This is a genomic window from Streptomyces sp. NBC_00353, assembly GCF_036108815.1.
GTDB lineage: Bacteria > Actinomycetota > Actinomycetes > Streptomycetales > Streptomycetaceae > Streptomyces.
The window spans coordinates 5,482,127-5,502,031 of sequence record NZ_CP107985.1; the positions used below are offsets into that span (position 1 = coordinate 5,482,127).

The 19,905-nt window shown below is 69.5% G+C and carries 23 protein-coding genes and 1 tRNA gene; 6 read left to right on the forward strand and 18 right to left on the reverse strand.

Annotation, left to right across the window (positions count from 1 at the left end):
* Position 1 precedes the first annotated feature (1 nt).
* Positions 2–844 (reverse strand): endonuclease/exonuclease/phosphatase family protein, encoded by an 843-nt coding sequence (locus OHA88_RS24820; RefSeq protein WP_328627121.1) that lies wholly within the window; start codon positions 842–844, stop codon positions 2–4.
* A 142-nt stretch (positions 845–986) separates the two neighbouring features.
* Between OHA88_RS24820 and OHA88_RS24825 the strand changes: the two genes are divergently transcribed.
* Entirely contained in the window at positions 987–2,510 is a 1,524-nt protein-coding gene (locus tag OHA88_RS24825) for an MFS transporter (RefSeq protein ID WP_328627122.1), read from the forward strand.
* A 94-nt stretch (positions 2,511–2,604) separates the two neighbouring features.
* A complete protein-coding gene (locus tag OHA88_RS24830; RefSeq protein ID WP_328627123.1) occupies positions 2,605–3,363 on the forward strand; it encodes a TetR/AcrR family transcriptional regulator in 759 nt (252 codons plus the stop codon).
* Positions 3,364–3,387: 24 nt separating this feature from the next.
* On the opposite strand, the gene OHA88_RS24835 is transcribed toward OHA88_RS24830, so the two are convergent.
* The 5 genes from OHA88_RS24835 to OHA88_RS24855 form a co-directional block, all read right to left on the reverse strand.
* Positions 3,388–4,338 (reverse strand): NAD(P)-dependent oxidoreductase, encoded by a 951-nt coding sequence (locus OHA88_RS24835; protein ID WP_328627124.1) that lies wholly within the window; start codon positions 4,336–4,338, stop codon positions 3,388–3,390.
* Between the two features lie 13 nt (positions 4,339–4,351).
* Complete coding sequence (locus OHA88_RS24840; protein ID WP_328627125.1) at positions 4,352–4,822, reverse strand: PPOX class F420-dependent oxidoreductase; 471 nt, start codon at positions 4,820–4,822, stop codon at positions 4,352–4,354.
* Positions 4,823–4,831: 9 nt separating this feature from the next.
* Positions 4,832–5,647 (reverse strand): YceI family protein, encoded by an 816-nt coding sequence (locus OHA88_RS24845; protein WP_328627126.1) that lies wholly within the window; start codon positions 5,645–5,647, stop codon positions 4,832–4,834.
* Positions 5,648–5,803: 156 nt separating this feature from the next.
* A complete protein-coding gene (locus OHA88_RS24850) occupies positions 5,804–8,287 on the reverse strand; it encodes an MFS transporter (protein ID WP_328627127.1) in 2,484 nt (827 codons plus the stop codon).
* Positions 8,288–8,310: 23 nt separating this feature from the next.
* Entirely contained in the window at positions 8,311–8,832 is a 522-nt protein-coding gene (locus OHA88_RS24855; protein WP_328627128.1) for a MarR family winged helix-turn-helix transcriptional regulator, read from the reverse strand.
* A gap of 275 nt (positions 8,833–9,107) precedes the next feature.
* On the opposite strand from OHA88_RS24855, the gene OHA88_RS24860 reads away from it, so the two are divergent.
* A complete protein-coding gene (locus OHA88_RS24860) occupies positions 9,108–9,317 on the forward strand; it encodes a hypothetical protein (RefSeq protein ID WP_326604685.1) in 210 nt (69 codons plus the stop codon).
* Positions 9,318–9,340: 23 nt separating this feature from the next.
* Here the strand turns inward: OHA88_RS24860 and OHA88_RS24865 are convergent, their stop codons facing one another.
* From OHA88_RS24865 to OHA88_RS24890, 6 genes are all read right to left on the reverse strand, one after another.
* Positions 9,341–10,174, reverse strand: coding sequence for a hypothetical protein (locus tag OHA88_RS24865; protein WP_328627129.1), 834 nt, complete (start codon positions 10,172–10,174; stop codon positions 9,341–9,343).
* 77 nt (positions 10,175–10,251) lie between these two features.
* Positions 10,252–11,121 carry an RNA polymerase sigma factor SigF gene (locus OHA88_RS24870; RefSeq protein ID WP_267004264.1) on the reverse strand — a complete coding sequence of 290 codons (870 nt, stop codon included), beginning with the start codon at positions 11,119–11,121 and terminating at the stop codon, positions 10,252–10,254.
* 235 nt (positions 11,122–11,356) lie between these two features.
* Positions 11,357–12,199, reverse strand: a complete 843-nt coding sequence (locus OHA88_RS24875) for an RNA polymerase sigma factor SigF (protein WP_030973929.1) — start codon at positions 12,197–12,199, stop codon at positions 11,357–11,359.
* 208 nt (positions 12,200–12,407) lie between these two features.
* Positions 12,408–12,701 (reverse strand): Dabb family protein, encoded by a 294-nt coding sequence (locus OHA88_RS24880; RefSeq protein WP_328627130.1) that lies wholly within the window; start codon positions 12,699–12,701, stop codon positions 12,408–12,410.
* Positions 12,702–12,711: 10 nt separating this feature from the next.
* On the reverse strand, positions 12,712–12,876 hold the full coding sequence (locus tag OHA88_RS24885) for a hypothetical protein (protein ID WP_328627131.1): 165 nt from the start codon (positions 12,874–12,876) through the stop codon (positions 12,712–12,714).
* Positions 12,877–13,076: 200 nt separating this feature from the next.
* Positions 13,077–13,643, reverse strand: a complete 567-nt coding sequence (locus tag OHA88_RS24890; RefSeq protein ID WP_328627132.1) for a nucleoside deaminase — start codon at positions 13,641–13,643, stop codon at positions 13,077–13,079.
* Between the two features lie 107 nt (positions 13,644–13,750).
* Between OHA88_RS24890 and OHA88_RS24895 the strand changes: the two genes are divergently transcribed.
* Together OHA88_RS24895 and OHA88_RS24900 are read left to right on the forward strand one after the other, a co-directional pair.
* A complete protein-coding gene (locus tag OHA88_RS24895; RefSeq protein WP_328627133.1) occupies positions 13,751–14,728 on the forward strand; it encodes an antibiotic biosynthesis monooxygenase in 978 nt (325 codons plus the stop codon).
* 42 nt (positions 14,729–14,770) lie between these two features.
* Entirely contained in the window at positions 14,771–16,180 is a 1,410-nt protein-coding gene (locus OHA88_RS24900; protein ID WP_328627134.1) for an FAD-binding oxidoreductase, read from the forward strand.
* Between the two features lie 127 nt (positions 16,181–16,307).
* Here OHA88_RS24900 and OHA88_RS24905 read toward each other — a convergent pair.
* The 4 genes from OHA88_RS24905 to OHA88_RS24920 form a co-directional block, all read right to left on the reverse strand.
* Positions 16,308–16,392, reverse strand: a tRNA-Ser gene (locus OHA88_RS24905).
* Positions 16,393–16,483: 91 nt separating this feature from the next.
* A complete protein-coding gene (tadA, locus tag OHA88_RS24910) occupies positions 16,484–16,912 on the reverse strand; it encodes a tRNA adenosine(34) deaminase TadA (protein ID WP_389735527.1) in 429 nt (142 codons plus the stop codon).
* An 81-nt stretch (positions 16,913–16,993) separates the two neighbouring features.
* Positions 16,994–17,563: a tRNA adenosine deaminase-associated protein gene (locus tag OHA88_RS24915; protein ID WP_267008050.1), complete on the reverse strand. Its 570-nt coding sequence runs from the start codon at positions 17,561–17,563 to the stop codon at positions 16,994–16,996.
* Between the two features lie 187 nt (positions 17,564–17,750).
* Positions 17,751–17,978: a hypothetical protein gene (locus OHA88_RS24920; RefSeq protein ID WP_267004282.1), complete on the reverse strand. Its 228-nt coding sequence runs from the start codon at positions 17,976–17,978 to the stop codon at positions 17,751–17,753.
* Between the two features lie 103 nt (positions 17,979–18,081).
* On the opposite strand from OHA88_RS24920, the gene upp reads away from it, so the two are divergent.
* Positions 18,082–18,717: a uracil phosphoribosyltransferase gene (gene upp, locus OHA88_RS24925; protein WP_326604676.1), complete on the forward strand. Its 636-nt coding sequence runs from the start codon at positions 18,082–18,084 to the stop codon at positions 18,715–18,717.
* Positions 18,718–18,778: 61 nt separating this feature from the next.
* Here upp and OHA88_RS24930 read toward each other — a convergent pair whose 3' ends face one another.
* Together OHA88_RS24930 and OHA88_RS24935 are read right to left on the reverse strand one after the other, a co-directional pair.
* Positions 18,779–19,396, reverse strand: a complete 618-nt coding sequence (locus tag OHA88_RS24930; RefSeq protein ID WP_267004284.1) for a LytR C-terminal domain-containing protein — start codon at positions 19,394–19,396, stop codon at positions 18,779–18,781.
* A 104-nt stretch (positions 19,397–19,500) separates the two neighbouring features.
* Complete coding sequence (locus OHA88_RS24935; protein ID WP_003955420.1) at positions 19,501–19,797, reverse strand: type II toxin-antitoxin system VapB family antitoxin; 297 nt, start codon at positions 19,795–19,797, stop codon at positions 19,501–19,503.
* Positions 19,798–19,905: the final 108 nt, after the last annotated feature.

A 19,905-nucleotide genomic window follows, 5' to 3' on the forward strand; every position in this document is an offset into this window, starting at 1 on the left:
GTCAGCGCCGGAGCAGCAGCAGATCGGCGACAACCGGGCGGTGGTCCGAGGCAAGTGTCTCGGCCACCGCCGCGTCGCGTACCTGTACGCCGTCCTTGGACACGGCCACGAAGTCGATCCGCTTCACGGGGTTCAGCGCGGGGTAGGTCGGCGCGCCCGGTTCGGCATCGGCCAGCTCCTCCCAGAGCGGGGCCAGTTCCGGGGCGCCCGGCTCCGCGTTGAAGTCGCCGAGCAGTACCTTCCGCCCCTCGTCCTCCGCCATGACACGCCGGGTGTCGGCGACCTGCGCGATCCGTACGGACGGGTCGCCGCGGTAGTCGAGGTGCGTCACATACACATGCACGGGCATCCCCTTCACCCGTACGACCACCTCGCCGAAGCCGGGCGCGGGCGCCGGCACCGGGTTGGGGACCTGGGTGGAGAGCCGGGTGATCTCGTGGTTCTCGGCGCTCACGATCCGGTACCTGGACAGCACCGCGACGCCGAACTCACGCCGTGGCGCCCCCGGTGTCGTGGGATCGAGGCTGTATATCGGGGCGAACGACACCCGCATGTGCAGCCGCTCGGCCAGCTCGCCCGCGACATCCCGCCACTGGCTGCGGGTGTCCCAGTGGACGTCCACCTCCTGAAGCCCGATCACGTCGGCGTCCAGTGCGCGCAGTTCGGCCGCCTGCCGGTCCAGATCGAAGACGTTGTCCATCCCGGCGCCCGCATGGATGTTGTACGTGGCGACGCGCAGCGGCACCGGACGGCCGTGCCCGGCAGCTCCGGCGGGCGGGACGGCGGCCACCCCCAACAGGCCCGCAGCGATCAGGACTTCCGCCGTACGGCGACGCAGTGACATACCACTCCCGGTGCTAGTCGGCTCCCTCTCGGATCAGCGCGGAGCACCGTACCGCGCGAAAGTTGCTTGTACACCGTACGCGGGCTGCTTTACGGTGTACAACGATTCTCCCGTACACCGTATAAGACCTCCAGGAGCCCGCATGACGGCGACCGCAGCCGCCCAGGACCGGCTCACGCCCCCAGGCCACCCGCAGCGCTGGATGATCCTCGGCGTCATCTGTCTCGCCCAGCTCACCGTGCTGCTCGACAACACGGTCCTCAACGTCGCGATCCCCTCCCTCACCCGAGAGCTGGACGCGTCCACCGCCGACGTGCAGTGGATGATCAACGCCTACTCGCTCGTCCAGTCGGGTCTGCTGCTCACCGCCGGCAGCTCCGCCGACCGGTACGGCCGCAAGAAGATGCTGCTCGCGGGCCTCGCCCTGTTCGGTATCGGTTCTCTGGTGGCGGGGCTCGCCCAGTCGTCCGCGCAACTGATCGCCGCCCGTGCGGGCATGGGCATCGGCGGTGCGCTGCTGATCACCACGACCCTGGCCGTCGTCGTCCAGATCTTCGACGACGCCGAGCGCGTGAAGGCGATCGGCATCTGGTCCACCGTCAACTCGCTCGGCTTCGCCGTCGGGCCGCTGATCGGCGGAATCATGCTCGACCACTTCTGGTGGGGCGCGATCTTCCTGGTCAACATTCCGGTCGCGGTCATCGGCCTGGTCGCCGTGGTCCGGCTCGTACCCGAGTCCAAGAACCCGCGCGGCGACCGTCCCGACCTGCTCGGGGCGCTGCTCTCCACCATCGGTATGGCCGCTGTCGTGTACGCGATCATCTCCGGCCCCGGACACGGCTGGACCTCGGGCCACGTCCTGCTCACGGCCTTCACCGGGGTCGCCGTCCTCACCGGCTTCGTGCTGTGGGAGCTGCACATCCCGTACCCGATGCTGGACATGCACTTCTTCCGGAACCAGAAGTTCATCGGGGCGGTCGCGGGCGCGATCCTGGTGGCGTTCGGGATGGGCGGCTCGCTGTTCCTGCTCACCCAGCAGCTCCAGTTCGTCCTCGGCTACGAGCCGCTGGAGGCGGGCCTGCGTACGGCTCCGCTGGCGCTGAGCGTCGTCGCGCTGAACCTCACGGGCCTGGGCGCCAGGCTGGTGCCCAGGCTGGGCACGCCCGCCACCATCGCCGCCGGGATGAGTCTGCTGGCCGCGGGTCTCGCCGCGGTCGCTCTGCTCGGCGGCAACGGCTACGGCGGCATGCTGCTGGGCCTGGTCGTGATGGGCGCGGGTATCGCCCTCGCCATGCCCGCCATGGCCAACGCGATCATGAGCGCCATCCCGCCGGAGAAGGCGGGCGTGGGCGCCGGGGTCAACGGCACGCTGGCCGAATGCGGCAATGGGCTCGGGGTCGCGGTGCTCGGTGCCGTCCTGAACTCCCGGTTCGCCGCCCTGGTGCCGGCGGCGGTCGGCGCCGCCTCGCTGCCCGCCGCCGTCGCCGCGGCGACCGGCGACGGCGAGCGGCAGCGGATCACCGACGCCTTCGCCTCGGGACTGGAGACGAGTCAGCTGGTCGGAGCGGTGGCGGTGCTGGCCGGCGGTCTGCTCGCCGCCGTACTCCTGCGGCGGGCGGAGCGGGCAGAATCGGCTCAGGCAGACTCGGCCGCGGTGGCGGCCTAGCATCAGGCGGGGCGTACCGGACTGTATGAATCCGGTTGTTGCGCACAGGGTACGGATCCGGTCCGTCCCGCCGGCAAGACGAGGAGAGTGCGCCATGGCGTCCGCGGCCGACCGTGTGAAAAACCGTGCCCGGACCAGCGTCTGGCTGGACCGGCGGGCACCCTCGCGCACCCGCAGGGCCGATCAGCCGGCCGGCCTCGACCGCGAGAAGATCACCGCTGCAACGGTCCGGCTGCTGGACGCCGAGGGACTCGCCAAATTCTCCATGCGCCGGCTCGCCGCCGAGCTGGACGTCACCGCGATGTCCCTCTACTGGTACGTCGAGACCAAGGACGACCTGCTGGAGCTGGCCCTGGACTCGGTCTACAGCGAGATCGCGCCTCCCCGGGAGGAGGCGCACTGGCACGACCGGCTGCGCGAACTGGCCACCACCTATCGGGAACTGCTGGTCCGGCACATCTGGGTGTCGCCGCTCGCGGGGCACTTCCTCAATATCGGCCCGAACTCGATGCTGTTCTCGTACGCCGTCCAGGATGTGATCCGGGCGACGGGGCTGCCGCTGCGCAGGCAGACGGGAGCACTCTCCGCGGTCTTCCAGTTCGTCTACGGATTCGGCACCATCGAGGGCCATTTCGTACAGCGTTCCGCGCAGGCGGGACTCAGCCAGGACGAGTTCTTCCAGCAGGCAATGGGCACGATCCGCTCCCAGCCGCAGTTCAGCCGGATGGTGGAGGCCTCGCAGGACCTGATGGACGCCCGCGGCGGCGACACGGTCGAGGAGATGCGCGAGCGGGACTTCACCTTCGCCCTGGACCTGCTGATCGCGGGCATCGAGGCGATGCGGGACCGCTGAGATCCTGCCCGTCCCGTAGGACTCTCAGTACCCGCGCCCCACATCCACGGCCGTGTCCGGCACCCGCCCCTCCGCCATCGCCTCCCAGCACGCGGCGAAGTCGACGACGATGTCGTCGTCCGCCGTGATGCCCGCGGAGTGCGAGGTGATCACCGTACGGGGCAGCTGCCAGCACGGGTCGCCGGGTGCGGCGGGCTCCTCGGGCAGTACGTCGAGGACCGCGCGTCCCACCGCACCGGTGTGCAGGGCGGTCTCCAGTGCTTGCATGTCCACTGTCGCGCCCCGGCCGACGTTGATGAATGTGGCTCCGCCCATGCCCGCGAAGCGGTCCGTCCCGAAGAAGCCGTCCGTCGCGGGGGTCAGCGGCAGCGTGGAGACCACCCACCGCGCCGAGGCGAGCGACTGCGCGTCGGCGTCCGCCCCGACGACCCGGTCGAAGCCGGCCGATGCCGTACGCGCCCCGCGCCCGACGCCCACGGTCCGGATGCCGCACGCCCGCAGCTGACCGGCGACGGCCGAGCCGATGCGACCGGTCCCGTAGATCACGGCGGTCTGCCCGGAGGCGAGTTCGGAGGGGATACGGCGCCACTCGGCCCGTGCGTGCTGGGCGGCGAACTCGGGGACGGACTGGCAGTCGGCGAGTACCCAGGCGAGTACGTACTGGGCGATCCGCTCACCCATACGGCCCACCGTCCGGGTGAGCAGCGCCCCGGACGGCCACGGTCCGGCGCTGAGCAGGGCGTCCGTACCGGCGTTCACGCTGTGGAACCACACCAACGGCCCGCCCCGCAGCGCATCCGGCAGCGTGGCCCCGACGCAGATGAAAGGTTCCTCCGGTGGTGTGCTGGAGAAACCCTGTTCCACCGGTCGGCCGGTGATCCGCTCCAGGCTGCGGACGACGGAGGCGCCGACGGTCGGTGCGGCCAGCAGCCGGGCCCGGGCGAGCAGGCCCGGCGCCGGAAGGTTCTCACTCATCCAGGAGCAGCGGTCAGTTGCCGGGCGCCAGGTGGGCGGGGAAACCGCCCGTAGCGATGGGCCCCCACCGCTCCGGAGTGATCCGGATGATCGACTTGCCCTGCTTCACCATCGCAGCCCGGTACTCGTCCCAGTCCGGATGCTCCCCCGAGATGTTCCGGAAGTACTCGACGAGCGGCTCGACCGAGTCGGGCGCATCGATCACTTCGGCCGAGCCGTCGATCTGCACCCATGCCCCGTTCCAGTCGTCCGACAGGACGATCACGCTGACGCGCTCGTCCCGCCTCGCGTTACGGGTCTTGGCCCGTTCGGGGTACGTCGAGACGACGATCCGGCCCGAGTCGTCGACGCCGCAGGTCAGCGGCGAGCCCTGGGGGCGGCCGTCGGACCGGGTGGTCAGCAGGATCGCCCGGTGCCGGGGCCGTACGAACGCCAGCAACTCGTCGAGCTCCACGGCGGTGTTGGTCGCGATGTTGGGTGCCATGTCCGCAGACTACGACGGCAGGGAGTCACCCTGCACGGCCTGGATGTCCAGCTCGACCCGGAGCGTCGTGCCGATCGCCGAGATGCCGGCCTGGACCACCTGGTTGTAGTTCATGGCGAAGTCGTCGCGGCGCAGCTCGGCCGTGGCGCTGAACGCCGCGCGCGTCCCGCCCCACGGGTCGGGCCCGGTGCCGAGGTAGCTCAGGTTCAGGTCGACGCTCCGCGCGACACCGTGCATCGTCAGCTCGCCGTGCACGGTCCAGCGGTCGGGACCTGCCGGTTCCAGCCCGTGGGAGCGGTACGTGATCTCCGGGAACCGGTCCGAGTCGAGGAAGTCCGGCGACCGCAGGTGCTTGTCCCGCATGTCGTTGCCGGTGTCGATGCTGGCTGCGCTGATGACGGCGTCGACCCGGGACCGGTGGAGCTCCTCGGCGATCTCGATCCGGCCGCTGAACTCGGTGAACCGGCCGTGCACGCTGGAGATCCCCAGGTGCTGCGCGACCGCGCCCACCGAGGAGTGCGCCGGGTCCAGCGACCAGGCACCCGGCGGCGGCAGCTCCACGCCGCCCTGGCGGGCCAGCACCACCGTGCCGGCTTCGACCCGGCCGCTCGCCGTGACGAGGGCGGTCGACGCGGCCGGCGCGTACCCGACCGCGGTCACGATCACCGTGTACGCGCCGGCGGGCAGCAGAGCGTCGGTCCGAACCGCCCCGTCCTCGTCGGCCGCGGCTCGCAGCACCTGGGTGCCGGTCATGTCGGTCACCGTCACGACCGCGTGCTGGACGGCCCAGCCGTCCCGCGTCCGTACCTGTGCGCGAAGTCCCATCCCGTTTCTCTCCTTGCTCCATGACTCAATGAGTCGGGCCCCGGGGCGGGGACGGCAGGCCGTCCCCTGCCTGCCGTCCCGACCGCCGGGGCCCATTTCCACCGGGGGCAGCCTCTCCGCTCGAAGAGCTGTCCACCAGGGGTCTGTGTTACTCGGTCACTCGCCGGGGTGGGCGAGCTCGATGTCGTGGCCGTCGACCCCGCGACCGGCCACGGTCAGCGCGCCGGCCACCGGCGGGTATCCGGTCGCGATGACCGAGTACTCGCCCGCGTCCAGGTCGGCGAAGGCGTACGCCCCGTCCTCCCCGGTCGTCGAGGTGGCGACCACGTTGCCCGCCGCGTCGACCAGCGTGACGCGCGCGTCCGGCAGCGGCCGCAGCGCGGCACCGGCCCGCACGACACCCTGGACCAGCGCACCGGACTGCAGTGCGGCGTCGATCCGGGTGACTCCCTGGCCGCCGATCTCCACCGGCAGCGCCAGCGGACGGTATCCGGCGGCGTTCACCGCGACGGTCACCGCACCGGGCACCAGCTCGGCGAAGGTGAACTCGCCGTTCTCGGTGGACTTGCCGGTGGCCAGCACATCGCCGCGCACATCGGTCACGATGACCATGGCGCCGTCGACCGGAGCGCCGCTCTCGGCGGCCCGCACGGTCCCGGCCAGGCCGCTCGTACCGACGAGCAGGATGTCGTACGACAGCTGCTCGTCGCCGACGACCACGGTGGACGCCTGCGGCTGGAATCCGTCGGCGGACGCGATCAGGACGTAGCTGCCGGAGCCCGGCGCCTGCACGCCGTAGCTGCCGTCGGCCTGGGCGACGGAGCGCCCCAGCTGCCGGCCGCCCAGCGAGATCAGCGTGACGGCGGCACCGGCCACGGGTACGCCCTCGGCGCCCCGCACCACACCGCGCACCGCCGTGCCCGGCGCGGTTGCTGCCGGAGCTTCGAGGGTGTCGACCGAGGTGACCCCGGCCGCGCCTTCGGCGACCAGCGCGGCGGCACCGGACGGGACCTCGGCGAGGACCGCGGCAGGAACCTCGGCCTCCGCGGGGGCGTCGTTCGCGGCGTTCGTCTTCAGCGCGACCTCCTTGATGAAGATCGTGATCAGGAAGGCGATCAGCGCAGCCGGAGCGGCGTACAGGAAGACATCGCCGACACCGTGCCCGTAGGCGCTCTCCACGACCGTGCGGAACGGTGCGGGCAGCTTGTCCAGGTCGGGGATGCCCCCGCCGCCGGTACCGCCGTGGCCCAGGGCCGCGCCCTTCGGACCGAGGTCCGCGAGGCCGTCCTTGACGTAGTGGGTGACGCGGTTCCCGAGGACGGCGCCCAGCGCCGAGACGCCGATCGCACCGCCGAGGGAACGGAAGAAGGTGACGACGGAGCTGGCCGAGCCGAGGTCGGACGGGGCGACCTGGTTCTGCGTGGCGAGCACCAGGTTCTGCATCATCATGCCGATGCCGAGACCCATCACGAACATGAAGATCGCGATGTGCCAGTACGCCGTGTCGTACCTGATGGTGCCGAGCATCCCGAGCCCGGCGGTGACCAGGAAGCCACCGCTGACCAGCCAGGCCTTCCAGCGGCCGGTCTTGGTGATGATCTGGCCGGAGATGGTCGACGAGAGGAACAGACCCGTGATCATCGGGATCGTCATGACGCCGGACATCGTCGGCGACTTGCCGCGCGCCAGCTGGAAGTACTGGCTGAAGAAGACGGTGCCCGCGAACATCGCGATACCGACGAACAGCGAGGCGACCGAGGCCAGCGTGATGGTGCGGTTACGGAAGAGACGCAGCGGGATGATCGGCTCGCTGGCCCGGGACTCCGTGAAGACGAAGAGAGCGGCGAGCACCGCGGAGCCGGCCAGCATCGCGCCGGTCTGCCAGGACATCCAGTCGTACTTGTCGCCCGCGAAGGTCACCCAGAGCAGCAGCAGCGAGACGGCGGCGCTGATGAAGAACGCACCCGTCCAGTCGACCTTGACCTCGCGCTTGACGACCGGGAGCTTCAGGGTCTTCTGGAGCACGATCAGTGCGATGACCGCGAACGGCACACCGACGTAGAAGCACCAGCGCCAGCCCATCCAGCTGGTGTCGGTGATGACACCGCCGAGCAGCGGGCCACCGACGGTGGCGACGGCGAAGACCGCGCCGAGGTAGCCGCTGTAGCGACCGCGCTCACGCGGGGCGATCATCGCGGCCATCACGATCTGGGCGAGGGCGGAGAGACCGCCGACGCCGATGCCCTGCACGACACGGCAGGCGATGAGCATGCCGCTGCTGGTCGACAGACCGGCCACGACCGAGCCCGCGACGTAGATGATCAGCGCTATCTGGACCAGCAGCTTCTTGCTGAACAGGTCGGAGAGCTTGCCCCACAGAGGCGTGGTGGCCGTCATCGCGAGCAGCGAGGCCGTGACGACCCAGGTGTACGCGGACTGGCCGCCGCCGAGGTCCGAGATGATCTCGGGAAGAGCGTTGGAGACGACGGTCGACGACAGGATCGCGACAAACATGCCGAGCAGCAGCCCGGTCAGTGCTTCCATGATCTGCCGGTGTGTCATCGGCGCGCCGTCGGAGGAACTGATTCCCCCGTGCTTGGCGTGGCCGCCCCGCACACCGGTGGGTGTGGTCGTAGCCATTGAGTTCCTTGTCTTTGCTTCTGTTACACGGGTGTACGGGTGTACAAGTCGTCGTCGCTGTCGGCGGGCCGCAGACGGCACTCGTCGCTGTGCTTTCCGGGGGCGCACCCGCCGGAGCCGCGACGGGCGAAACTGTCGCGCAGCCGGGCCAGCAGCGTGTTGAGCTGTCCGACGTCGTCGTCGGACCATTCCTGAAGGTGATGGGCGAACATGTCGGTGACCCGCAGGTTCAGATCGACGAGTACGTCGTCTCCCGCGGGGGTCAGCCGCAGGATGCGGGACCGCTTGTCCGCCGGGTCCGGAGACCGTTCTATCCAGCCGCGCTCGGCCACATGGGCGACATGTCGGCTGGTCACAGACATGTCGACGGCCAGTAGCTCGGCCAGCCTGCTGATCCGCATCTCGCCGTGCTGATCGAGGAGGGCCAGCACGGCGGCGGATCCGCCAGGGCATTCAGCAGGCAGGGCGCGGGCGAGTCCGCGTTTGACGGCTCCGACGGCGCTGAGTTGCCGGGCCAGTTCTTCGTACTGACTCCGTGCGGCCACGGGACCCCCAGACTGTTCCACTGCATGTTGTTGCTTAGGGCAACCATAAAACCTGTTGGTTGCTGCAGGCAAACGAAAATGGCCTTGCATAAGTAAAGGAACGCAAAAGGCTGCGTAGGGACCGGGTCAAACGCCCAGCGTGCGCCCGGCGCACTTCGCGGCCGTGTGCATCGCGCCACAGCCCGCAGTGATTCACGGGTTCTCCGTCTCCGGTGCGGGGCCTTCACCGACCCGGGGGTTGGGCCGCACCCCCGAGTTCGCTAGGGTCCTGGCCCATGGCACACAACCCCCATGCCCCCCAGGGCCCCGAGGGCAACTACGACCCGGCGGGCAGCACTCAGATGTTCCGCGCCTTCGTCGACGAGGGCGAGCCGCAGCGCCGGCAGCAGCCGGCCGCGTCGTCCGGACCGAAGACCGGGGTGATCGTCGCCGTCGTCGCGGTGGTTGTCATCCTCGGTGCGATCGCCTGGCTCGCGCTCAGCTGACCTGGCTCCGCTCTCTCCATCCGTCACTTCCAGACGGCGGTGACGCCCCGGGTCTCGATATGCATGCCCAGGGGCACCCGCCAGGCGTCCACACAGACGGTGTACGTCTTCTTCCGCGCCGCTCCCGCGTCGATCGGCGCGGGCAGCGGCGCTGTCGATTCGATGGTCGCCCAGTCGATTCCCAGCGCGCCGATGATGTGCGTGGCGAAGGTGACCGTTCCCGAACGGACCGGTGATCCACCGGTATTGCGGAACTCGACGGTCACCTTCTCGCACCAGCGGTCATCGGCCGCCGCCCGCTCGGGTGCGCTCAGCGTGAGTACGGCAGGCCCAGCGGGTGCGGTGGACCCTGGTGCGGACGGGGTGGAGGGGCCCTGCGAGACGCTTCCCGAGCCACCGGAGACGGCGCCACCGGTGCCGTCGGCGCTCCCCGTGCCGCCGGTGTGGTCGCTGCTCGAACTGCTTGGGGAGCCCGTGGTGCCACCGGTGACGGCGCCGGACGAGCCGGGCGACTGCGTGCCGCGGCCCGCGCCGTCCCCCGTAGCGCCCGCCCCGCCCGGGGCGCCGCTCTGCGCGGAGGAGCCCGGCTTCGGCTCCGCGCCTTCTCCGGCGTCACCGCCTCCGCCGTCGCTCCCGGCGCCGTCCAGCGGGATCAGCGTCACCTTCCCCGAGGGGGCCACCGCCCCCGTCGGTGCCTTCTCCGGCCCCGTACCCGCCGCGCCGACCGCCACATAGCCGTCGTCCCCGCCCGTCCCCGCGCCACAGGCGGCGAGCGCGCCGCCCAGGCACAGCACGGCCGCCGAGGCGGCGAACACTGTGCCCCGGCGGCCGGTCGAGCCCCACGTCTGACGTCGCATCGCGCCAGTGTGGCTGACGGTCCGTCAATTCGGAACCCTCGTGCCCCAGTACGGCGTTCGGCGGCGCCCGGCCCCGGTCAGTCGGCGATGAGTCCTTCCCGAAGCTGTGCGAGCGTCCGGGTGAGCAGCCTCGAGACATGCATCTGCGAGATGCCGACCTCCTCGCCGATCTGCGACTGGGTCATGTTGGCGAAGAACCGCAGCATGATGATCTGCCGCTCCCGGGGCGGGAGTTTGGCCAGCAGCGGCTTCAGCGACTCGCGGTACTCGACGCCCTCCAGCGCCGAGTCCTCGTAACCGAGCCGGTCCGCGAGGGAACCCTCGCCGCCGTCGTCCTCGGGAGAGGGCGAGTCCAGCGAGGACGCGGTGTACGCGTTGCCGACGGCCAGGCCGTCGACCACGTCCTCCTCGGAGACCCCGAGCGCCACCGCGAGCTCCGGCACGGTCGGCGAGCGGTCGAGCTTCTGGGCCAGCTCGTCGCTGGTCCTGGTCAGCGCGAGCCGCAGCTCCTGGAGCCGGCGCGGTACCCGCACCGACCAGGAGGTGTCACGGAAGAAGCGCTTGATCTCGCCTACGACGGTGGGCATCGCGAACGTCGGGAACTCCACGCCCCGCTCGCAGTCGAACCGGTCGATCGCCTTGATCAGGCCGATCGTCCCGACCTGGACGATGTCCTCCATCGGTTCGTTACGGCTCCGGAACCGCGCCGCCGCGTAACGTACGAGCGGGAGGTTGAGCTCGATGAGTGTGTCCCGTACGTAGGCACGCTCCGGGCTGTCGTCCGGTCCGTCGGGACCCGGTGCGGGCCCCAGGGCGGCGAGCCGCTGGAACAGGGAGCGGGACAGAGTGCGGGTGTCGATGGCTTCCGACGAGCTGGTGAGCACAACGGGTGCGGGTGCGCTCTTCGTGAGCGTGAGCACCTTCGAGCTGCCCTGTTCTGCGGACATGCCACCCCCTTGAGGTCGCGGACGGTCGCGTTGAGCCGCGACCATCGGAGGAACGCAGCCTCCACCTGAATACCGGAGGCGGGGCTGCGGCAAACGCGGTTCACGCAGAATGTCACATGTCGGCAACACGCTGTAGTGACATGTCGACAAGTCAAGGTGGGATATGCGCAGTTAACGGGGGTTCTGGGGCATTCAGGCGTTCCGGAGCGGGCTTCGGATGATCTACCCGATCCGGTTACGCCTCGATCCTATTTGCGGATCTGAGACGCGCGAAGCTTCTCGCCAGAAGTCTTGACACATGCATCTGGGAGACGCCCAGTTCGGCGCTGATCTGCGACTGTGTCAGATTGCTGTAGTAGCGCAGCAGCAGGATCCGCTGCTCGCGTTCGGGCAGCTGGACGAGCAGATGCCGGACCAGGTCGCGGTGTTCGACCCCGGCGAGTGCGGGGTCCTCGTAGCCGAGCCGGTCGAGCAGTCCGGGCAGCCCGTCGCCCTCCTGGGCCGCCTCCAGAGAGGTCGCGTGATAGGAGCGGCCGGCCTCGATGCAGGCCAGCACCTCCTCCTCGGAGATCTTCAGTCGTTCGGCGATCTCGGCGGTGGTGGGCGAGCGGCCGTGCGCGGTCGTCAGGTCCTCGGTGGCGCCGGTGACCTGGACCCAGAGCTCGTGCAGCCGCCGCGGTACGTGGACGGTCCGCACGTTGTCCCGGAAGTACCGCTTGATCTCGCCGACGACGGTGGGCATCGCGAAGGTGGGGAACTGCACGCCGCGCTCGGGGTCGAACCGGTCGATGGCGTTGATCAGACCGATCGTGCCGACCTGGACGACGTCCTCCATCGGTTCGTTGCGGCTCCGGAAGCGCGCAGCGGCGTACCGGACGAGGGGGAGGTTCGCCTCGATGAGAGCCGCCCGCACCCTGCCGTGCTCCGGAGTTCCCGGTTCCAGCTGCTTGAGCTCCCCGAAGAGGACCTGGGTGAGCGCCCTGGTGTCCGCACCCCGGGTCCTGGCGGGCGTCGTGCTGTCGGGCGTCTCCGTCTGGACGGTCTGGGGAGGCACTTGAGGCGCTGTACTGGCCGGCACGATACGCCACCCCTTTGCGGTCAACTTCGGTCAACTCATCCGTCAAAAGCGGTCATAGCATCACAAGACATGTCCACTGTGTGCAAGCACCGCGTAGTGCCGTGTTGGGGTCAAGTTGGTTTAAACAAGAGGAAAAGCCCCTCACCGGATCGGTGGGGGGCTTACGCGCTCCTGGACCGAGTGGTCCGGAGCGTCGGAACCGAGGGGGTCAGAACGGATAGTCGGCGATCACCCAGGTGGCGAAGGCCCGCCACTGTCCGGCGGCGGCCTGATGGGCCGGGTGCTCGACGTAGCGCTTCAGTGCGTCCTCGTCGGCGACCGCGGAGTTGATGGCGAAGTCGTAGGCGATCGGCCGGTCGGTGATGTTCCAGGCGCACTCCCAGAACTCCAGCTCGGGGATCTTTCCCGCCAGCTCCTGGAACGCCTTCGCCCCGGCGACGACCTGCGGATCGTCGCGCCTCACGCCGTCGTTCAGCTTGAACAGGACCAGGTGGCGGATCATGGGGATACTCCTACTTCACGAGCTCGGACATGAAATCACCGACGCCCTGTGCGGCACTCGAAACGCCCTCGAACCCTACCTGGACAAGATCCGCGGCCCGTTCCGGGGACGTGATGATCGTGTACAGCACGAAGACGACAACCATGTAGAGCGCGATCTTCTTCGCTTGCACCATCAGCCCCTGCCACCCCATTCGATCCCCTGTGCAGTCGGGCGATTCTATCCGCACAGATGGCCGTATCCGGTGGGGGTTTCCGACGGGGTTTGCGAGGGGCTTTCCGATCCGGCGCCTCGCGCACGTCTGTCAGGAGGGATGCCTCTTCGGCCCGCTCCGCCGCGCACACTCGCGGCGTGGATCTCCGGGCCCGGCCGACTTCAGTACGCGTGCCGGTCCGGCTTGCTCATCCATGAGTCGTAGGCCTGGGCGCCGATTTCGGGATAAACCTGTTCGATCCTGATCCTGCGTCGGTCGAGCGGCTTCTTGAAGTCCTCGTACTGGTAGGCGTCGTCGAAGCCGATCCGGGCGGTGTCGTCCAGGTCGCAGCTGAAGTACACCGCATCGATCCGCGACCAGTAGATGGCGCTCATGCACATCGGACAGGGGGCACCGCTGATGTAGATCGAGCAGCCTTGGAGCATCCGGGCCCGCTCGGGCACGGGATCCGGCGACCCGTCAGGACGGGGCACGTACTCCAGAGTGCTCTCGTTCTGGTGTTCTTCGGAGATCGACGGAGCCTCGGGGTTGAGTTGCTGCACGGCCTTGCGGATCGTTTCGATCTCGGCGTGGGCCGTGGGGTCGCCGGTGAGGAGCACCCGGTTCTGCCCGCGGGCGATGACGTGGCCGTTGCGGGTGATCACCGCGCCGAAGGGGCCGCCCCAGCCGTTCTCCACCGACTCGGTGGCCAGTCGAACCGCTTCGGTGATGAGCTCTTTGTGTTCCATCCGGGTCTCCGATCGGCATCGATGCCCTTGGCGAAACCAGCGCGTGGAAACGGGCAATCAAATGTCCGATTTGCCCCTAAAATAACGCATACATTAGGCTACTGCAGGTGAGCCCCCGTGCAAGCCGTGAGCCGCCGGCAGAGAACGCCACCGTGGTGACCACGCAGAAGGTGTGCGCGGGTCGCGCCGACGACTATCAGCGCTGGCAGCACAGGATGAACGAAGCGGCCCGCAAATTCGACGGGTTCGAGGCTGTCGAGGTGTACCCGCCCGCGGCAGGCGACGAGAACGAATGGGTGGCGGTCTTCCGTTTCGCCGGTGTCGACCACCTGACGGCCTGGCTGGATTCCGGCAGACGGCAGGAATTGCTCGACGAAGGGCTGGAATTCTTCGAGGGATCTCCGACGCAGGAGGTGCTTCGTGGCGGCGCCCCTGCCGAGCAGGCGCCGGAGACGATCACGGCCGTCGTCTCGCACGAGGTGAAGCCCGGGCGGGAGGAGGAATTCCTGCGCTGGCAGGAGAAGGCCTTCAAGGCACAGGCGAAGGCACCCGGATTCATGGGCTCCGAGCTGTTCAGGCCCGTGAAGGGTGTGCAGGAGCACTGGGTCGCCGTCTTCCGGTTCGACTCCCGCGAGCACCTCGACGACTGGCTCGCCTCCGATGTCCGCCAGACACTGTTGGAGGAGGGCCGCGCCTATTTCGCCTCCTACGACGTACGCAAGGTCCGCTCGGCGTTCAGCGGTTGGTTCCGGTTCGGCGAGGGCAAGCAGGACAGCGCACCGCCCAACTGGAAGCAGGCCATGACCGTGCTCCTGGCCCTCTATCCCACGGTGATGATCCTGAACCTGACCGAGGGGCGCTGGCTGGGCAAGCTCGGCGTCCCCGGGTACATCGGCCTCTTCATCGGGAACATGCTGAGCGTCAGTGCGCTGACCTGGCTGCTGATGCCTCTGGTGAACAAGGCACTCGCCTTCTGGCTGGTGCCCAGCCGCGCAACCACCTGCCGCGTGCACCTGACCGGTGCCGCGACAGTGGTGCTCTGCTACGCACTGGTCCTCGTCATCTTCGGCCTGACCACCCACTGACCGATCACCAGTCGGCGGCAGCCGTGACGCGAGGAGGTCGTGATGCCCGAACGGACGCACGCAGGACCGTTCGAGGGGGCCCTGATCCGACGGGGCGACCCCGGCTACGACCGTGCCCGGGCCGACGCGGTGTGGAACGGGCTGACGCCGGAACGGTTTCCTGAGGTCATCCTGCAGGGCGCCGCAGAGCGGGACATCCCCTTGGCCCTGGCCTGGGCACGCGCCGAGGGGCTGCGCGTCTCCACGCGCTCCGGCGGGCACAACTGGTCAGGTTCCCAACTCCGCGACGGGGGCCTGCTGATCGACCTGTCACGGCTGCGGCACTGCAGCGTCGACCCGGTGTCGGAGACGGCCGAGGTGGGGCCCGCAGTCACCGGGATGGAGCTGGTCGAGGCCCTCGCCCCGCACGACCTGGCCTTCCCCGTGGGGCACTGCCCCTCCGTCGCGGTGGGCGGCTATCTGCTGAGCGGCGGACTCGGCTGGAACTCCCGTGCGTGGGGACCGGCATGTGCCGACGTCCTGGAGATCCGGGCTGTCACCGCCGACGGCCGGACGGTCGTCTGCAGCGAGACCGAGAACGCCGACCTCTTCTGGGCCGCGCGCGGCGCGGGGCCGGGTTTCTTCGCCGTCGTCACCCACTTCCGGCTCGGTCTGCACCCTCACCCCGCGGCAATCACGACCACCGGCCTCACCTTTCCGCTGGTCGACGTCGAGCACGTGACGGGCTGGGCCGTCCGGACCGCACGTGACCTGCCGTCGAACGTCGAGACGGCTCTCGTCCTGGCAGCCTCCGGCGAGGCGACGGCCACGGCCCCGCCGGGGCCGCGGATCACCGTCGGTGCCACTGCGTTCGCCGCGACGTGGGACGAGGCGCTCGCTGCTCTCGAACCCCTGGGCGCCTGTCCGTTCGCCGAGCAAGCCCTGTCCCGGCAGCACCCCGAGCCGACATCCTTCGCCGCACTGCACGACGGCGCCGGTCGGGCGTGGCCGCCGGCGCATCGCTACGCGGCGGACACGCTGTGGTCGGCGGAGAGCTACGAGACTCTGATGACCCGCATCGCCGGCGTCCTCGCGCGGGCCCCCTCCGGCAAGTCCCTGGTGCTCGCGCCCGTGCAGCCGGTCTCCCCGGACCCGGCGCCGCTGCGGAACATGGCCTTCTCGGCGCCCGGCGACTCCTACCTCGCGTGTTACGCGGTCTGGGACGATCCGGCTGCGGACGAGGCGAACACCGGGTGGCTGCGGGAGACGATGGCCGCGGCTGACCCGTCGGGTCGCGGTGGTCACTACATCGCCGAAGCAGATCTGGAAGCCGATGCCGACCGGGCCCGGCGCTCGTACGCCGCCGCCGACTGGGTCCGCCTGCAGGAACTCAAGCTCAAGTGGGACCCGGACGACGTCCTCCACTCCTACCTCGCGCCCGTGTCACGGGGCGCTCGGCTCGAGCGTCCTTGATACGGATCCGGCGCCGATCACGGGGACCGTCACGACGGGTCCTCGCGCAGGGCCGGCGGGTTGCACGCAGGGAAACAAAAAACCGCCCCCGACCTGCTTTCGCAGGATCGGAGGCGGTCTTCCGAAGCGGTAGCGGAGGGATTTGAACCCTCGGTGAGTTTCCCCACACTCGCTTTCGAGGCGAGCTCCTTCGGCCGCTCGGACACGCTACCGAGAGAGAGCTTAGACCATCTCGGCCGTGGGTCGAAATCCGATTCTCCGGCGTACGCGGAAGCCGGGCCGGAGGTGGTGGGTGCCGCAGCGTCAGCGGTCGCGGAAGAACGCCGTCAGCTGGGCGGAACAGGCTTCCTCCAGGACTCCGTGGATCACTTCGGGACGGTGGTTGAGCCGCCGGTCCCGTACGACGTCCCAGAGTGAACCCGCCGCGCCCGCCTTCTCGTCCCGTGCCCCGTAGACCACACGGGCCACCCGGGACTGCACGAGCGCGCCCGCGCACATCGTGCACGGCTCCAGGGTGACCACCAGCGTGCACCCGGAAAGCCGCCATTCGCCGAGCGCCGCGGCGGCCCGGCGGACAGCGAGGATCTCGGCGTGCGCGGTCGGATCACCGGTCGCCTCGCGTTCGTTGTGTCCCGTGGCGAGCAGGGCGCCACCCGGGCCGAGGACGACGGCGCCGACCGGCACATCGCCGGCCCGCGCCGCGTGCGCGGCCTCGTCCAGGGCGCGGCGCATGGGCGCCCGCCACGGGTCCCGTACAGGATCGTGCGGTTCTGGCAGTCGGTGCGGGCCCGGTCGTTCGGTCACCCGCGGACCCTAACGGACGGTTTCCAGGACCTCGGCCGCTCCCAGCGCGTCCGCGATCTCCACCAGTGCGTCCGTCCGCAGCATCAGCAGCTCCTTCTCGGGGAGTCCGAGGTCGGCCAGGACCCCGGTGTCACCGAGCGGACCCGTCGGTACGGCGTCGGCGTCGAGCCCGTCGTCGTCGTTGTCGTCGAGGTCGGTGTCGTTGTTGTTGTCGGGGGTGTGGTCCGGCTCGCCGTCCTCCGTACCGTCGAGGCCGACGAGCTCTTCGAGGGCGGCAATCGAGTCCTCGGCCCCGGGTTCGCGGCCGAGCAGTTCATCGGTGAGCAGGATCTCCCCGTAGGAGGAGCGGGCGGCGGCGGACGCGTCCGAGATGTAGATACGGGGGTCCTCCTCACCGTCCACCCGGATGACGCCGAACCAGGCGTCCTCCTGCTCGATGAAGACGAGCACCGTGTCCTCGTCCACCGAGGCCTCACGGGCCAGATCCGTCAGATCGGACAGGGTCTCCACATCGTCGAGTTCCGTGTCGCTCGCTTCCCACCCGTCTTCGGTGCGCGCGAGCAGTGCGGCGAAGTACACCGTGACTCTCCCACTGGTCATAGGGGTGTCGGTCCGGCGGGAGGACAGTCGGTGATCCGGCTGTCCTGTGCCCCGCCCATCGGAATCGTGGCAGAAACCGAGCGTTCGTGAGAGGAGTTCGACCGTTGCGTCGTCCATGAGTTGTCGACAACACCGCTTCCAGGGGGCCGTCCGGCGGTCCCGGCGGCTACCAGCGGAAGGTCCGCATCCGCATGGCTTGGCGCATTCGGGCCGCTCTGGCCCGGCGTGGCTGGACCCGGTCGCGCAGCGCCTTGGCCTCATGAAGCTCACGCAGGAACTGGGCGCGGCGCCTGCGGCGCTCCTCGTCCGTCTCGGGCGCGTCCAGCGTGTCCCGGCGGCCCTGCGTGTCCTGCGGTTCCAGCTGGTCCCGCTTCTGCTGCTCCCCGTCGGGCATCGGCACATCACCCCAAGGCTGGGTCCGTATGCCCTCACCTTCCCTCCGAACGGGCGATTGATGCCAGCGCACGGGTGCGGGTGGCCCGGCTACTGTTGAGCCCATGCGGATCCACGTCGTCGACCACCCGCTGGTCGCGCACAAACTCACCACCCTGCGCGACAAGCGCACCGACTCCCCGACCTTCCGGCGGCTCGCCGACGAGCTGGTCACCCTGCTCGCCTACGAGGCCACCCGGGACGTGCGCACCGAGCAGGTCGACATCGAGACCCCGGTGACGCCGACCACCGGCGTGAAGCTGTCGCACCCGCGGCCCCTGGTCGTGCCGATCCTGCGGGCCGGTCTCGGCATGCTCGACGGCATGGTGCGGCTGCTGCCGACCGCCGAGGTCGGCTTCCTGGGCATGATCCGCAATGAGGAGACACTCAAGGCGGAGACGTACGCCACGCGGATGCCGGAGGACCTCTCGGGCCGCCAGGTGTACGTCCTGGACCCCATGCTCGCCACCGGCGGCACGCTGGTCGCGGCCATCCAGGAACTGATCAAGCGCGGTGCGGACGACGTCACCGCCGTCGTGCTGCTCGCGGCGCCCGAGGGCGTCGAGGTGATGGAGCGCGACCTGGCCGGTACGCCGGTCACCGTGGTGACCGCCTCGGTCGACGAGCGGCTCAACGAGAACGGCTACATCGTGCCGGGGCTCGGCGACGCGGGCGACCGGATGTACGGCACCGTCGACTAGGGGCTGTCCGGCCCGACGGTTCCGAAGAAGGCTCTCGGCCCTCGCATCCTGTACTGCGGTGTCACCCGCAGGAGGGTGCGGGGGCCGGCTTGTTCAGTGCGGCAAGGGCCGCGGCGGCGTCCTTCGGGGTGTTCAGCTTCTTGAACGCCGTACCGAGGATCAGATCGACATCCGCCGTCTTGCGGGTGTCGGTCTTCGGGGTGGCGCCCGTCAGTTGCGTACCGAGGACCGGGAACGTGCCGTTCGTGGCTGTCGGGGCGCCCAGCAGGATCCCGGCCCCGGGGACCTTCTTGTCGTACGCGGCAGAGGCGTTGCCCACCTTGCCGATGCGGAATCCGCGCTTCTTCAGCTCGTCGGCCGCGGCCTTCGCGAGCCCGCCGCGCGGTGTCGCGTTGTAGACGTTGACCGTGATCCTTGCCGGCTTCGGGAGCGCCTTCGCGGGCGCGGACGGCTTGACGGAGGGGCAGTCGGCCTTGCGGTCGGCGGCGCTGGCCGTCCGGTCGCCGGTGAAGACGTCGATGAGCTGCAGCGTCCCCCATCCGGCCAGCCCGAGGGTCACCACGGAGGCGAGGGACACGAGGACCAGTCTTCGGCGGTGCCGGGGACGCCGCATGCGCGGATATTTGTCGCCCGTGATGCGGTACTTTCCGCCCAGGCCGGGGGGAGTGAGCATGCTCATGGGCGCAGCGTAGTGCGACCCGGTGAAGATGCGTACTAAATGATCAACCGATGGCACCCGTCCGGGTGTGAATGCACCCGAAAGCACCCGATGGGTGCCGTTCGTCAGCCGAGTTCGAGGACCCGGGCGTGCAGCACCTGGCGCTGCTGGAGTGCCGCGCGGACCGCGCGGTGCAGCCCGTCCTCCAGATAGAGGTCGCCCTGCCACTTCACGACATGGGCGAACAAGTCGCCGTAGAACGTGGAGTCCTCGGCGAGGAGGGTTTCGAGGTCCAGCTGACCCTTGGTCGTCACCAGCTGGTCGAGGCGGACCGGGCGCGGCGCGACATCCGCCCACTGCCGGGTGCTTTCCCGGCCGTGGTCGGGATAAGGCCGCCCATTTCCGATGCGCTTGAAGATCACACGGAAAGCCTACCGGCCAAGAGCCTCCGGGCGCAGCCATGGAGCGGTACTGCGATGCTGGCCGGAGCGTCATAAATGCAGACATTCCGGAATAGAGGCCGTGATGAG